Here is a 15,033-nt window from a genome sequence, read left to right on the forward strand (position 1 = left end):
TTTTTAGTCTTTATTATTTTTATTATTATCAGTCCGTATTGTTATTATTTTTACGTTCCTTGTTACATTCCATTTTGTTTTTATTATTAAACTTCCATGAGTTTTTTATTATTTTCGGTCATCCTGACACTTTTTTATTATTTCCTTTAGTAGCACTAATCTTGTGCTATGTAGTCATGTCGCGTTACTTTCCTTGATAGTTATTTCCGTTTTGTTATTGTTGTTTTACGACAGTGGTTAATTTACTCGTTAATGATTTTGTTACAACTGGTTTATATAACTTTTATTATATTTATTACATCTAGGTATTAAAATAAACATAAATTACAATAAGTTAATCTATAATCAAAAATAAAAAGAAGACTTTTCCTACAACCAGATATGGTCAATGTCTTACATTGAAACGGACGATGTCGTTAATTTTTGACACAAAAAAAGCAGCCTGGGCTGCTTTTTTTAACACATTGTAGTTTATTTATTATTAACTGCTAAATAAATACGACTTTAGTGTAAGCCACCTAAATACTGAGAAAGTACTTCGATGTCTTTATCTGTTAATTTTTTTGCAATATCGCCCATCATGCCATTTAAGTCATTATGACGAGTACCATCACGGAATTTTTCAAGTTGAGCCTTGATATATCCTGGATGCTGAAAAGAAATTTTTGGAAACTTAGCAAGTGACGAGCCATTACCACGTGGGCCATGACATGCTGCACATGATGGAATTCCACGTTCTGCATCGCCTGCTTTAAAAAGCATCTCGCCAACTTCAACAACATCTTTAGGTGTAGCACCTTCAGACATGTTCATTGAAGAAAAATAAGCAGCTAGATCTTTCATGTCTTGCTCGCTAAGTGGCATAGCCATAGCGCTCATTACTGGATCCATACGCCCTTCTTTGCCGCCTGACGTCATACCTAATTTTAAATCCTGAAGTTGCTTAAGGATATAATCTGGATGTTGACCTGCAATTTTAGGGTAAATATTAACCGGCGCATTACCGTCTGGGCCGTGACAAGCCGCACACGTTGCTGATTTTTCTTTACCTGCGTTTACATCGCCATCAAATGCTGTTGCGTTGCTTGCTGACAACGCACCAAGCAATATTGTTAAAGATAGTGCTATTTTTTTCATGGTGAATTCTCTGTTTCCGACCCTGTATCATCTACAATCGTGATGTTGTAATACATATATTCTACACGATAATAAATTCTCTGGCACGTTTTCTACACATATTAAGCTTATAATTTACAGGGTTTTGACTTAGATTAAGCTTTAACATGTTTTAAATGTACCATAGGTGCTGTTTTTAGGTGGTTAAATACGCTTTTTAATACATCCTTTATAGTATAAAATACGCGCCCTGAGTGAATTTGGTTTACTCAACGTTATTTATTTAAGTTTTAGGAGAGCCTGTGCTCAAATCTCGTATCAAATATAATACTGCGTCTTTCGTAACAAGCGCTCCCGACATTACTAAATTACCTGCTGATACGGGAATTGAAGTTGCGTTTGCCGGTCGTTCCAACGCAGGTAAGTCGAGTGCATTAAATGCATTAACCGATCAGAAGCTAGCACGTACAAGTAAAACACCTGGGCGTACTCAGCTAATCAATACATTCGATTTAGCTGATGTTGACGATATGCGCCTTATCGATTTACCAGGCTATGGTTTTGCTAAAGTACCAATCGAAATGAAAAAGAAATGGCAAAAATCGCTAGGCGAATACCTACAAAAGCGTCAAAGCTTAAAAGGTATTGTTATTTTAATGGATATTCGTCATCCATTAAAAGATTTAGACCGCGATTTAATTAATTGGGCTATTGGTAGTGAAATTCCAGTATTGGCACTATTAACTAAAGCCGATAAATTAAAGCAAGGCCCTCGTAAATCACAAGTACTGCAAGTTCGTCGTGAATTAAGCACGCTTGATGGGGATATTACAGTTCATGCATTTTCATCATTAAAAGGCACGGGTTTACCAGAAGTAGCTAAAAAACTAGATGAATGGTTTTTAGGTCCTGTTATTGCTGTACCACCTACCGATGAAACAATCACAGACGAAACAAACCCAGAGGCTTAAACGCTGGCGTTACGATAAATAAAACTGCTTTCCTGCAGATTTAATAAAATAGCCGAGCTTATCAGACTCGGCTTTTTCAGCCCACTGATAAAATACGCTTCGCGCAACACGCGCACTACAGCCATAAGGTAGCTTTAGATAAGGCACTTTTGACCCTTTATAATCTTTTATAACTAAAGGCTGCTGAGCGCTCACCAACCACTGCCTAGCTAAATTATCAATACAACACAACACCTGCCCTTGCACTGTATTTTCAAAACGCCAATCAACAATAATAAACGGCGCGTCCTCAACCGTTATTGTTATTTTTTCGACAGGTGTTTTTAAATAAAATTGCTCACCTTTTTTACATAGAACAGAAGCAAACAGCTTCACCATGGCTGGGCGTGTTATTTCGCTGCCATCGTAAAACCATTTCCCCTCATGATTAATGACAATTGGCAGTTCACCACAATGATTAGGCTGCCAACTATCAAAAGGTTTGCTTGGCTCGCTTAATTGCTTGCTAAGCTCACTTAAAGAAATCACTGTTTTTTAAGTGTAATTGCAAATGTAACAGGCACTGCTGTTGCAATTGAAGGTAAGCCCGCTAGCTCTTGCAGCTTTTTAACGCCTTCAGTTACACCAAAATCATCACTATTAATAATAATAGGTGTTAATGATGATACCGTTAAATCACCACTTTGCGTGCTGTTAACGAGTACATCAATTGCCAATGGCTTTTTATTACCGTGAAAATCAAGCTCAGCTTTAATACCCTTCAATACATATTGACCAGGCTTTTTAATATTGCTCAGTTCTTTAGTTAAATTTGCAGTTAAAACAGCATTTGGAAATTTAGCCGCTTCGAATAAAAATGTCGTTAAACGCTCATTACGAATAGGAATTAGAGTTTCGGCTGATGTTAAATCAACATTAACGCTAAACTCGCCTTTATCAGAAAGCATACCTTCAAGGTTAGTAAAATGGTGAGCTTCAGCAATCGAATCTTTTTTAATTGAAACAAAGCTTAGTTGGCTTTTATCATTCACTAGCTGCCAATTGGCCTGAGCAACATTAGAAATAACTAAACTTGATAAAGAAAAACCTGCAATAGCTAATGCTTTAAACATAACGCACTCCTTAGTAATAAAATGAAAAGAATAAAAATAATATCACTTCGATGGTATCACCTGCGATGTACCCAAACCACCTCGAAATGACGAATGAATAATACAATTGATATAGCGCAATAAAGAATTAATTAGATAGGATTTTCAGGCGTAAAACAAAAAACGGCCCACCAAACAAGTTGGTAGGCCGGTATAGCAAACTGGGGAGAAGCTATCAATTTGTTGCACCCTTTCAGATGCATCATCAACAGGATGTCCTACAGGATAGGACAGGCGGGACTTTAACAAAAGCACGCATTAAAATACAATCATATTCCTGTAAAACAGCTCGAATTGACGAACATATAACTATTTAATACAAATAGTTGCTTAAATTAACCTTATTTTAACTAAAGCTTGCATATACCTGATTGAATCGCTGTTATTCGCCATTTTTATTAAACATAAAAAAAGCGCCAAAAGGCGCTTTAATTAAAATGCTCAAATTGCATTAATGAGCTTGTTCCCAGTTGTCACCTTCATCAGCTTCAACTATAAGTGGTACATCTAGCGCAGCAGCTTGCGACATCAGTTCACAGATGTGTTTTGTGTACTGTGGTGCGCAGTCTGTTTTGATTTCAAATACTAATTCATCGTGCACTTGCATAAGCAGCTTAATTGTATTTGGCGCTTGTTCGTGTACCCAGCGGTTAACGCTCAGCATTGCCTTTTTAATAATATCGGCGGCAGTACCTTGCATTGGTGCGTTTATAGCAGCACGTTCGGCTCCTTTTCTACGCGCCCCATTACGTGCGTTTATTTCTGGTAAATGTAGGCGACGACCAAATATTGTTTCAACGTAGCCATTTTCAGCTGCTTTTTCGCGTGTTGTTTCCATGTACTCTAATACACCTGGAAAACGCTCAAAGTATTTATCTATGTAATGCTGCGCTTCGTGGCGTGGCACATCTAGTTGACGTGCTAAACCAAATGCCGACATACCGTAAATTAAGCCAAAGTTTACTGCTTTCGCCTTACGGCGCATATCGGTAGTTACATCATCAAGCTCTACACCAAATACTTCAGCGGCAGTTGCACTATGTACATCTAAGCCGTTAGCAAATGCATTTAATAGACCTTTGTCTTGTGAAAGATGCGCCATAATACGTAGCTCAATTTGACTATAATCGGCAGCGACAATTTTATAACCATCTGCGGCTATAAACGCTTCACGAATACGACGTCCTTCTTCTGAACGAATAGGAATATTTTGTAAATTAGGATCAGTTGAACTCAAGCGCCCCGTAGCTGTAATTGCCTGATGATAAGACGTATGTACACGCTGGGTTTTCTCATTCACCATTAATGGTAATTTATCGGTGTAAGTTGATTTAAGCTTTGATAAACCACGATGCTCTATAATTACTTTAGGTAGCGGATAATCATGAGCAAGTTCTTGCAGTACTTCTTCTGCGGTAGAAGGTGCACCTTTAGGCGTTTTTTTAATAATAGGCAGCCCAAGCTTTTCAAACAACAGTACTTGTAGCTGCTTAGGAGAGCTTAAATTAAATGGTTCGCCTGCTATTTCAAACGCTTCTTTTTCAAGCTCAATTAAACGCTCGCCTAAACGTTGGCTGTGCGCTGCAAGCATATTGCTATCTATCGCAACACCGGTGCGTTCAATATCAGAAATCACACTAATAAGTGGCATTTCTATATCTTCAAATACCGATTTTAGCTTTTCATCAGCTGCTATTTTTGGCCAAAGCACTTCGTGTAAACGCAAAGTAATATCGGCATCTTCTGCGGCGTAAGGCGCTGCTTTTTCAAGTTCAATTTGGTTAAAGGTAAGTTGCTTTTTACCTTTGCCAGCAATATCTTCAAAGCTAATATTTTTATGACCTAGGTATTTAAGTGCTAGCGAGTCCATATCGTGACGCGTGCCTACACTATTAAATACATACGACTCAAGCATGGTGTCAAACTTAATACCATTTAGCGAAAAACCTGCATTCGCTAATACACTTTTGTCATATTTAAGGTTTTGCCCTACTTTAGCTTTGTTTTCATCTGCCAAAATTGGACCTAGCTTTTGCATTACAAATTCAAGGCTTAATTGCTCAGGCGCACCTGGGTAGTCATGCGCTACCGGTAAATACACAGCTTCACCCGCTTTTACGGCAAAGCTCATACCCACCAATTGCGCTTTCATGTAATCAAGGCTGGTTGTTTCAGTATCAAATGCAAATAACTCAGCACTATTTAATTGATTTATCAGCGTATCAAATTGCGCCTCAGTTAAAATAGTTTCGTAATGAGCATCTTCTACTTTTGGTAATTCAGTGGCTTGGGTAGGTACAGCTAAATGTGTTTCAGCATCTTTAGGATTATCAAGTAATTCAGCTAACCAACGACGGAATTCGCACTCACCATATAATGCAATTAATTCGTCTTTGTTAGGCTCTTGAAGTTTGAATGTATCAAGATCAGATTCAACTTCAACATCACACTTAATTGTCGCAAGTTCGTAGCTTAAAGGCAGATGATCAAGAGCAATTGCTAACTTTTCGCCTATTTTACCTTTAATCTCACTGGCGTGATCCATTACACCTTGAAGAGAACCATATTTTTCTAACCATTTAACTGCAGTTTTAGGACCACAACCTTCAACACCCGGAATATTATCGACCTTATCACCCATTAATGCTAAGTAATCAATAATAAGTTCAGGGCCTACACCAAACTTTTCAACCACGGTAACGGGATCTGAAATACTGTCGGTCATCGTGTTTATTAGCGTAACGTGTTCATTAACAAGCTGTGCCATGTCTTTATCGCCAGTAGAGACGAGTACATGTCGTTTTTGCTCTGACGCTATACGTGCAAATGTACCAATAACATCATCAGCTTCAACGCCTTCAATACTAATTAGCGGAAAGCCCATCGCTTTAATAATACTGTGTATTGGTGCTATTTGAGTGCGTAAGTCATCCGGCATAGGCGGACGATTTGCCTTATACTCGCTATACATATCGTTACGGAACGTTTTACCTTTAGCATCAAATATAACCACCATATGTGAGGGATCGTATTGTCTGATCAAGCTTTTAAGCATGTTGATCACGCCATAAATAGCGCCCGTAGCTTCACCTTTAGAATTAGTTAAATGCGGCGGAGAATGATAAGCACGAAATAAATATGACGAGCCATCAACTAAAATAAGTGGGTTTTCGGGGATCTGAGCCATGGTGAATTTGGATCCTAAATGCAAAAAATTAAGGTAATTATAAGCATGCCATAAGGTAGTAAATAAAACGACAGTGAATTACTGCTTATCGTGTTATTAAAACTATAGCAAGCTGTGGATAAGTGTGTAGATAACAGCCACGAGCTATTCTTCCAAAGCATTATAAAATGCCTAGAAAATACTTTAACTGTATGTTTTAATTTAAAAAAGATAATACGAGGTTCTTTTTTTATTATTTTAAACCAATGTGGAAAAAGGTTTTCTAACGACTGCTTGTGTTGTTATTCACTTTGATTATTCGCGTCCATTTAAATAACCGGAGGAGTATTCTAGCACAATGGATCGAAGATCATAGCGATCCTTTATAATTTTTTTAAAGGCAAAGTGATCGCAAATGGCATAAACCGCAATACAACTTGCATAGAGAATGATTTTTGTACTAAAAATTTATTTTCGCGAGAAATTTTGAGCATGTTAGACTTCATCCGATCGACTTATAAAAAAGACTTTAGGGGCACAAAAGCATGAAAAACGTAGCGGTAATATTAGCAGGGTCTGGTGTGTACGATGGTAGTGAAATTAATGAAGCAATTTTAACTTTATTACATATAGCCAAAAATGGCGCAACGTATCAGTGTTTTGCACCGGATATTGAACAACTTCATACCATTAACCATTTAACGGGCGAAGTAATGCCTGATAAACGTAATGTATTAACAGAAGCGGCTCGTATTGCACGGGGTGACATTAAATCGCTGCTTGAACTAGACGTAACTCAGTTTGACGCATTAATTGTACCTGGCGGTTTTGGCGCTGCAAAAAACTTATGTGACTTTGCAATTAAAGGCGCAAAAGCAAATATTAATGAAGACGTACTTAATACTTGTAAATCATTTGCAAAAGAAAATAAGCCTGCTGGTTATATGTGTATTGCACCCGCTTTGATCCCATTTATTTACGATAACGCTGTACTTACGATTGGTAACGATGCAGAGACAGCACAAGCGCTAAGCACATTAGGCGCTAAACATATAAATTGTGCAGTAGATGATGTTGTTATTGATCAGCCAAATAAGCTAGTTACAACCCCAGCTTATATGCTTGCGCAATCAATTATTGAAGCCGATGCAGGGATCGAAAAACTAGTTAGTAGCGTATTATCAATATATTGATCTTAGGATCTAAAAGTTAATTGTATGACTGTTTGCACTTATTAAATTGCTTAACAAAAAACAGTAAATAATTAAATTTTATTGCGTTAACGCAAAAAGTAGTCAGTTTTATTAATAAAAACGCCTCTTAGCATTTTATAAATTGGCTCAGAGAGTTATAATCGGTTTAATTTCCGTCATCTTTAATCGTGATTGATCACGTTCAAATCGAAGTGAGCAAGGCAAAATGAAAAAATTAACAGCTGCAGCATTATTAATGCTAGCAACCACTGCATACGCACAGCCATATGATAACTCTATGACTGAAGATGCAATTAAAGCACGTCTCGCGCCGGTTGGTGCTGTATACCTTGAAGGCGATAAAGCTGCTGTAGCAGCGGCGCCTACAGGCCCTCGTTCTGGTGAGCAAGTGTATCAAGGTGCATGTTTTGCATGTCACGGTACTGGTGCATTAGGCGCGCCTAAATCGCCTGACGATTGGGCTCCACGTATAGCTAAAGGTAAAGACACTTTACTTGAGCATGCACTAAATGGCTTTAATGCGATGCCTCCAAAAGGCACCTGTATGGATTGTTCTGATGATGAGATAAGCGCTGCTATCGACTTCATGACATCTAAGTAAATACAGCTGAAATACACAAAAAAGGTTTACTTCGGTAAGCCTTTTTTAATACCTAAAATAGTGTTTCTAGCCAGTATGGTAGTACGAATATCAACTTGACGATAAGCGCTAAAAGTGAAAGTATAAGGCTAATAACTATACAATAAAAATAGCCGGTTAGATCATTGGAAGATAAACTCTCAGTATCGAGTAAATTGGCGTATCAAAATAAACGTCTAAAAACATTACTCAATAAATACAAACAATCACATCACTTACAAAATGCGCTGATACAATTATCAGAGCAAGCAAGTACTGTTGCCGAGCTAACCCTACTTTATCCCGCTATCCACGACATTTTACAAAAATATGTGCCGAGTAAAAGTTTTTATGTGGTGCTATTAAATCAATACAGTCAATCGTTAGAACTTTCTTACTTTTCAGATGAAAAAGATGGTATTGCCGTCGCCCTTAACCAATCAAATAGCTTTGATGAAGGTGCCACTGGTTATGTATTTAAACAGGGTAAAACCACATGTTTTACCAAGCAGCAAATGCAAAATGCCGCAGCAGAAGGCTTATTTAAAGCATTAGGCACTCCAGCAGAGCATTGGGTAGGTGTACCGGTTTACCAAGAACATAATATTATCGGTGTTTTAGCAGCGCAAAGTTACGATACAAAACAAGGCTATAGCTCACAACAAATACAATTACTTGAGTTTATGTCGCTTTATTTAGCAACTGCAATAGAGCGTGTAAAAAAACGAGAGCTCCTTGAGTCAGAAGTTAAAATTCGTACCCGAGCACTCACTCAAAGTAACGACGCGTTAAACCTTGAAATAGAACAACGCAAACGCGCACTTCAACGCCAACAAATTCTGTTTAAAATATCTGAAATAGCAACGCAAGCTAAAAACCTTGATGATGCTTACTTTAAGATACATGAAATAATAAAAACAATTACCTACGCAGAGAACTTATATATTGCACTTTACGATAAAGAGTCTGGCTGGATAAGCTTCCCTTATTGTGTAGATGAATTTAAAGAAAACACACAACCAAGACGCTTTGCTAAAGGTTATAGTGAACTGGTAATAAGCACTGAAGAAACGCAACTTATACACCCGTGTAGAGCAAAAGAATTAATAGAAAGCGGTGTAGTACAAAGAGCTAAGCCTGTACAAAAAGAGCAAATGGCCACTAGTTGGTTAGGCGCTCCACTTAAAACAGCTCAAGGTGTTATCGGCCTTATTGTTTGCCAAGCTTACGATAACAAACATATTTTCAGCCGGGATGATTGCGAGTTAATTACCTTTGTATCTCATCAAATTGCAGCGGTTTTACAAACCAAGCTCACCAATCAAGCGATTGCAAAAAGCCATCAAGAACTCGAATTTAGAGTAAACGAAAAAACCAAAGAACTGCGTCAAACAAATCTGCACTTACAAATGCAAATAGATGAGCGTAAAAAAATAGAGCAGCAGCTTTATCACGACGCACATCACGACTCTCTTACTAGCTTACCTAATCGCAGCCTCTTTTTAACTCAGCTTGAAAAAACACTACAACATTATCAGCGCTTTCCTGAACATAATTTTGCTGTTTTATTTATTGATTTAGATAAGTTTAAAGACATTAACGACCAGCTTGGTCACCATGCTGGCGATCAGTTTTTAATTAACGTTAGTGAGTTATTTGCCCAGTGTATACGCGAACATGATTTACTAGCACGCTTAGGTGGCGATGAGTTTGTTATTTTATTAACGCACTTAACTGAGCCTCAACAAGCAGAAGATGTCGCTAATCGTATTATCGATTTAATGAAAAAGCCTTTTTTCCTTAAAGGCGAATCACTTCAAAGTGGTGCTAGTATAGGAATAACCTACTCAAAGAAAAGCTATACGCATACGGATGAAATTATTCGTGATGCCGATGCTGCAATGTACCACGCTAAAAACTCCGGAAAAAATCGCTACGAGCTATTTCATCCGCTATTAACGCAATCAATACCTGCGCAGGCACTAAAAGCACAACATCACCTTGATATATTACCTATGAGTTTTAGAAGCTCTGAAATAATTACTCTTGATGAGCAACATCAGTCTGAATCTTTATTTGAAGCATTTGGTGAACACCCAATACTTGGCTTTACTAGCTTTGATATTTTGAAAAAGTTTGCATCAGATAAAGAACAGCACCTCGAGATAGAGTTACAGTTATTACAACGCGCTTATGCACAAGCAATTACCGCAAATGTAACTATGGCGCTGGTTCCTTGCTCTGGTTTACTACTCGAGGAGCACGAATTTGTTTTATTTACAGATACGCTAAATAAACAACAAGGACATAGCCAGCTCTGTTTGCTATTTGATGAGCAAGAAATTCGTCACGCAAGCGCAACACAAATAGAAAACCTCAAAAAGCTATCACAACTTGGTTATTCAATTGGTTTAAACAATTTCGCTAAAGATCGATGCGAACTTAATTTACTAACCGATATTAATTTTGACTACCTGCTACTTAGCTCGACCTTTAGTAAACGTGTTTTACAACAAGAAAGTTACGATTTTCAGCTACAGGGCGTGCTTGCAATTACGAAGCTCAAAGCAATGAAAGTCATTGCTAAAGGCCCATCAATACTTAATTTTAGAGCTTTACTAGACAAGCACGGTTTGGCATTTTTTGTGGGAAAACAACACGCTCTAGTGTGTTCTGAGTTACCTGAAATACAAGCAACCCAGTCTTTATAAAATTAGCCTGAGGTATTACTCAGGCTTTTTAAACATTGCACGAAGGTTAGCGACTCTTGCTTGGCCTTTTTCCATTCGCTCTGCTTGCGTATTTGGCGCCTTTTTATTTTCAAACGCGAGATCGTCCTGCGGTAACTCTTGTACAAATCGGCTTAACTCAGTTTGTGAGGTTTCACCAAATTGACGACGTATTTTTGCATAAGTAAGTGTTAACTCCTGCTGCGCACGAGTAATACCAACATAAGCTAAGCGGCGTTCTTCATCTACGTTATCTTCATCAATACTTACCTGATGCGGAAGTAAGCCCTCCTCCATACCTACCATAAATACGTATGGGTACTCTAAGCCCTTAGATGCATGCAGTGTTGATAAGTGCACCGCATCGGTTTCATCTTCTTCTTCGTTACGCTCAAGCATGTCGCGAAGGGTTAGCTTGCTAACAACCTCGGCTAATGTCATTGGTTCGTTGTCGGCATCACCGGTCAACATATCGGTGATCCAACGATACAACTCAGATACGTTTTTCATACGCATTTCAGCGGCTTTAGCACTCGGTGACGACTCGTACAAATATGCCTCGTAATTAATATTACGCACTAAGTCTTTAACAGCTTCGAGCGTATCACCGCGTACTGCGTTATCTGATAGCTCAACAACCCAGCGTGCAAACCCAGCAAGCGCATTAAAACCACGCCCTTTTAGTCTGTAGCCTAAATCGTTATCAAAACAGGTAGCAAATAAGCTCATGTGCTTTTCGTTAGCAAGCGTACCAAGCTTTTCAAGTGTAACCGTGCCTATTTCGCGTCGCGGTGTATTTACGATACGTAAAAATGCATTGTCATCATCTTGATTAACTAGCAAACGTAAATACGCCATAATATCTTTAATTTCTGAACGAGCGAAAAACGACATCCCGCCACTAATTTTATAAGGGATACGGTTACTCATTAATGACTTTTCAAAGCCACGTGCTTGATGATTACCACGATATAAAATCGCGTAATCTTTATAGCTGGTTCGCTTCATAAACTTATGTGAAATTATTTCAGCAACCACACGCTCAGATTCATGCTCTTCATCGCGGCACCCTATTACTTTAATCGGCTCACCATAACCTAGTTCACTAAATAACTTTTTCTCTATGTCATGTGGGTTATTCGCAATTAAAATGTTAGCCGCTTTTAGTATTCGCCCTGCACTTCGATAGTTTTGCTCAAGCTTTATAAGTCTAAGCCCTGGGTAGTCTTTACCTAGTAGCACTAAGTTTTGCGGGCGAGCACCACGCCATGAGTAAATTGATTGATCGTCATCACCTACCACAGTAAAACGGGCACGCTCGCCTACTAGCAATTTAACAAGTTGATATTGGCTTGTATTGGTATCTTGATACTCATCCACCAGCAAATATTTAAAGCGTTGCTGCCAGCGCTCACGAGATGTGGCGTTATTAGTAAGTAACAAAGTAGGGATCATAATTAAATCATCAAAATCTAGTGCGTTATAAGCACGTAGCTGATTTTGATAGCGAGCATACAGCTGTGCAAACAATGCCTTTTGCGCATCACGCGCTTCGCGTATTGCTTGCTCTGGCAGTACTAATTCGTTTTTCCAACTACCAATTTCCATTTTAAGTAGTTTGAGTAAGTCCTTGTCTTTTTTTAGCTCATCTTCGGTGAGCTCACTTAGAAGCTGATTGGTATCTTGATCATCAAATAACGAAAAGCCGGGTTTAAACCCTAATGTGCTTAACTCTTTTTTTATTATTTCTAAACCGAGTGTATGAAACGTTGATACCCATAAACCTTTAGCGTCTTGCTTTCCGAGCGTTTGCAGTACTCGTTCACGCATTTCTTTGGCTGCTTTATTGGTAAAAGTAACAGCGGCTATATTTCGCGCTTTGTACTCACATTTTTTCACTAAATAAGCGATTTTATTCGTAATAACACGGGTTTTACCAGAGCCTGCGCCTGCGAGTACTAAGCATGGACCACTAATATATTTTACGGCTTCATCTTGTTTAGGATTGAGTTTCATAACGACCAAAGAAATTTAAAAGACGCGCAATTTTAACGTAACCATTACTGCGAGCATAGCAATTGCCTTAATTAATTAAGGTAAAGATGATCATGTGTTAAATACCGTGGGTATAAGGTAATATTAGTTATTATTATTTTAGGCCGCATCGAAGGGACAAATATGATCAACCCAGCAAAACTTGAAGAAATTGCTAAGCAAATTACTAGCAATATGCCACAAGGTGTAAAAAACCTAGCAGAGACACTCGAAGGTAAAACAAAGCAAGTTTTACAAAACAAGCTTGCTGAGATGGATTTTGTGAGCCGTGAAGAATTTGATGTGCAAAGCCAAGTACTTATTCGTACTCGCGAAAAACTAACCGAACTTGAAGCTAAAGTTGCATTGCTTGAGCAACAACTTAGCACTAAAACTGATGCTGAATAATTATACCAATTGCATTAAATTAGTGTTCTATTATAGCGATAAGAAAATAGCTCAATAACAAGGCTAAAATTATGGTACATAGTTGTTCTATATAAATAATTTTTAACGTAGTTAGTGAGTTATTTAATACGCTAGAATGATCATTTTTTTAATAAAATTGGTATTAATTTAATGTACAAAAAAGGCAGCTTAGGCTTAATGCCAGTCAGTTAACAGCTGACTGGCTTTTTTTATTGGGGTATTTACTGGGTTTTGGTTTCACACACCTCGGATACGCCCGCTCCCGTTTTATCGGCAATATGTGATATTCAACTTGAGCTTGTAATTGCTCTATTGATTTAGGTATCCGTCCTGCATTTTCTATAAACATTGTATGAATAAGGTTAATAATACTAATAGCACACGTCGTAAAACTCAGGTGTTTTGCATATATCCCAGATTTTTTCTGCGCCATTTTCACCATCTGGTATCGGAGCAAGTTATAGCTCAACATTACGCCCCATAATTCTTGCGCTATCATCTCAGGTTTCTTGCTGCGTAGCGTAAAGTGACTATTCAGTAAGGTTTGTTTCATTTCTCGATAACCAAGTTCAATTTCCCACCGATCACTATAGAGGTCAACAATTTCAGCCTTAGGGAAACGCATTGGGTCTGTTAATGAAGTGAGTATATTCACCTCTTTCCCCTTAACCGTTTTTGTGACTAGCCTAACTTCAATGCTCTCTGGTAAATCGTCGAACTTTTTTCTCGCTTGTGCTGTTGCTTTTAGCTTGATGAGTTTGTCTTGACGACCTAGAGAGCGAACAATTTCATATTGCGTGCCTTTTCTCATCGGTTGAAGCCAATGCCTATTTACCCCAGCATGATGCCAACGATTGAGTAAGCCTAGAGAATAGAAGCCTCTATCAAATAACGTCAGTGAGTTATCGGGTGTTGCCTCGATTAAGTCTTCAGCCAACACCATTTCACTAGTACGACAACTATCAAAGGCGCTCCCCATTAATAAATGACTAGTTAACTCCATCAAACACACCATGCGAACCTGAGGGAAGGCCGTGTCACCATACTGATTTTTCCACATGGAGAATGCATGTTGATTTTCAGCAGTATCCGGTGTGCGCCAAATGACACCATCAACACCCAGTAGTGATAGCCCGCACCATGTGGGATGGTTCGCATCAGCATTCCACATTTGCTGACTTTGCTCAAAAACCTGTTTAACGGCATCAGCCCCAAGCCGCTGCCTAGCCTGTACAACCGCGCTGGGCGCAACGAGTTCTTTTTTACCTGGTAAAGCGAGCCCTAATTTACTGACAATACTCCACAGTGGGTCTTCACGATAAAACGACATACAAATGACTGTCCAAACGGCCATCTCAACAGGAAGCCTTCTTTTCCTTATCGTCGCGACACCTGCGGTTTCTGCGCATTGTTTGATAAACTCAGGGCATAAAAAATCACTCAGTTGACCTAAGCCTTCTGAATTGGGTGCGTAGCTATTGGCTAGAGAAAGTGCGGTAGTGAGTTGCAAAATAAAAGGCTCCTGAATAAATTCAGAAGCCTTTATAAACTAACCAGAAGATCGGTCAATGGATCGTTAAATATTTCTTAACTGATCGGCATTA

At 38.5% G+C, this 15,033-nt stretch carries 11 protein-coding genes; 5 read left to right on the forward strand and 6 right to left on the reverse strand.

What is annotated here, in order from left to right; genetic code table 11:
- Positions 1 to 504: 504 nt before the first annotated feature.
- The gene (locus tag L659_RS0105835; protein WP_024589909.1) at positions 505 to 1,137 is read right to left on the reverse strand and encodes a c-type cytochrome; all 633 of its coding nucleotides are present in this window, start codon (positions 1,135 to 1,137) and stop codon (positions 505 to 507) included.
- 281 nt (positions 1,138 to 1,418) lie between these two features.
- Here L659_RS0105835 and yihA point away from each other — a divergent pair, with 281 nt between their 5' ends.
- Positions 1,419 to 2,087, forward strand: a complete 669-nt coding sequence (gene yihA, locus L659_RS0105840; protein ID WP_007377272.1) for a ribosome biogenesis GTP-binding protein YihA/YsxC — start codon at positions 1,419 to 1,421, stop codon at positions 2,085 to 2,087.
- A 9-nt stretch (positions 2,088 to 2,096) separates the two neighbouring features.
- Here yihA and L659_RS0105845 read toward each other — a convergent pair whose 3' ends face one another.
- The 3 genes from L659_RS0105845 to polA form a co-directional block, all read right to left on the reverse strand.
- Positions 2,097 to 2,615, reverse strand: coding sequence for a DUF1285 domain-containing protein (locus L659_RS0105845; protein ID WP_024589910.1), 519 nt, complete (start codon positions 2,613 to 2,615; stop codon positions 2,097 to 2,099).
- Complete coding sequence (locus tag L659_RS0105850; RefSeq protein ID WP_007582084.1) at positions 2,612 to 3,199, reverse strand: YceI family protein; 588 nt, start codon at positions 3,197 to 3,199, stop codon at positions 2,612 to 2,614. The genes L659_RS0105845 and L659_RS0105850 overlap by 4 nt, the downstream gene beginning before the upstream one ends.
- A 490-nt stretch (positions 3,200 to 3,689) precedes the next feature.
- Positions 3,690 to 6,425 carry a DNA polymerase I gene (gene polA, locus L659_RS0105855; RefSeq protein ID WP_024589911.1) on the reverse strand — a complete coding sequence of 912 codons (2,736 nt, stop codon included), beginning with the start codon at positions 6,423 to 6,425 and terminating at the stop codon, positions 3,690 to 3,692.
- 524 nt (positions 6,426 to 6,949) lie between these two features.
- On the opposite strand from polA, the gene elbB reads away from it, so the two are divergent.
- From elbB to L659_RS0105870, 3 genes are all read left to right on the forward strand, one after another.
- Positions 6,950 to 7,597: an isoprenoid biosynthesis glyoxalase ElbB gene (elbB, locus tag L659_RS0105860; protein ID WP_024589912.1), complete on the forward strand. Its 648-nt coding sequence runs from the start codon at positions 6,950 to 6,952 to the stop codon at positions 7,595 to 7,597.
- Positions 7,598 to 7,823: 226 nt separating this feature from the next.
- Positions 7,824 to 8,219, forward strand: a complete 396-nt coding sequence (locus L659_RS0105865; RefSeq protein ID WP_007582093.1) for a c-type cytochrome — start codon at positions 7,824 to 7,826, stop codon at positions 8,217 to 8,219.
- A gap of 164 nt (positions 8,220 to 8,383) precedes the next feature.
- Positions 8,384 to 10,948, forward strand: coding sequence for a sensor domain-containing diguanylate cyclase (locus L659_RS0105870; protein ID WP_007582095.1), 2,565 nt, complete (start codon positions 8,384 to 8,386; stop codon positions 10,946 to 10,948).
- Positions 10,949 to 10,963: 15 nt separating this feature from the next.
- On the opposite strand, the gene rep is transcribed toward L659_RS0105870, so the two are convergent.
- On the reverse strand, positions 10,964 to 12,982 hold the full coding sequence (gene rep, locus L659_RS0105875) for a DNA helicase Rep (RefSeq protein WP_024589913.1): 2,019 nt from the start codon (positions 12,980 to 12,982) through the stop codon (positions 10,964 to 10,966).
- A gap of 162 nt (positions 12,983 to 13,144) precedes the next feature.
- On the opposite strand from rep, the gene ubiK reads away from it, so the two are divergent.
- Positions 13,145 to 13,408: a ubiquinone biosynthesis accessory factor UbiK gene (gene ubiK / locus L659_RS0105880; protein WP_007582099.1), complete on the forward strand. Its 264-nt coding sequence runs from the start codon at positions 13,145 to 13,147 to the stop codon at positions 13,406 to 13,408.
- Between the two features lie 205 nt (positions 13,409 to 13,613).
- Here ubiK and L659_RS0105885 read toward each other — a convergent pair whose 3' ends face one another.
- On the reverse strand, positions 13,614 to 14,939 hold the full coding sequence (locus L659_RS0105885; RefSeq protein WP_024589914.1) for an IS4 family transposase: 1,326 nt from the start codon (positions 14,937 to 14,939) through the stop codon (positions 13,614 to 13,616).
- Positions 14,940 to 15,033 lie beyond the last annotated feature (94 nt).

The organism is Pseudoalteromonas sp. S8-8 (assembly GCF_000497875.1).
GTDB lineage: Bacteria > Pseudomonadota > Gammaproteobacteria > Enterobacterales > Alteromonadaceae > Pseudoalteromonas > Pseudoalteromonas arctica.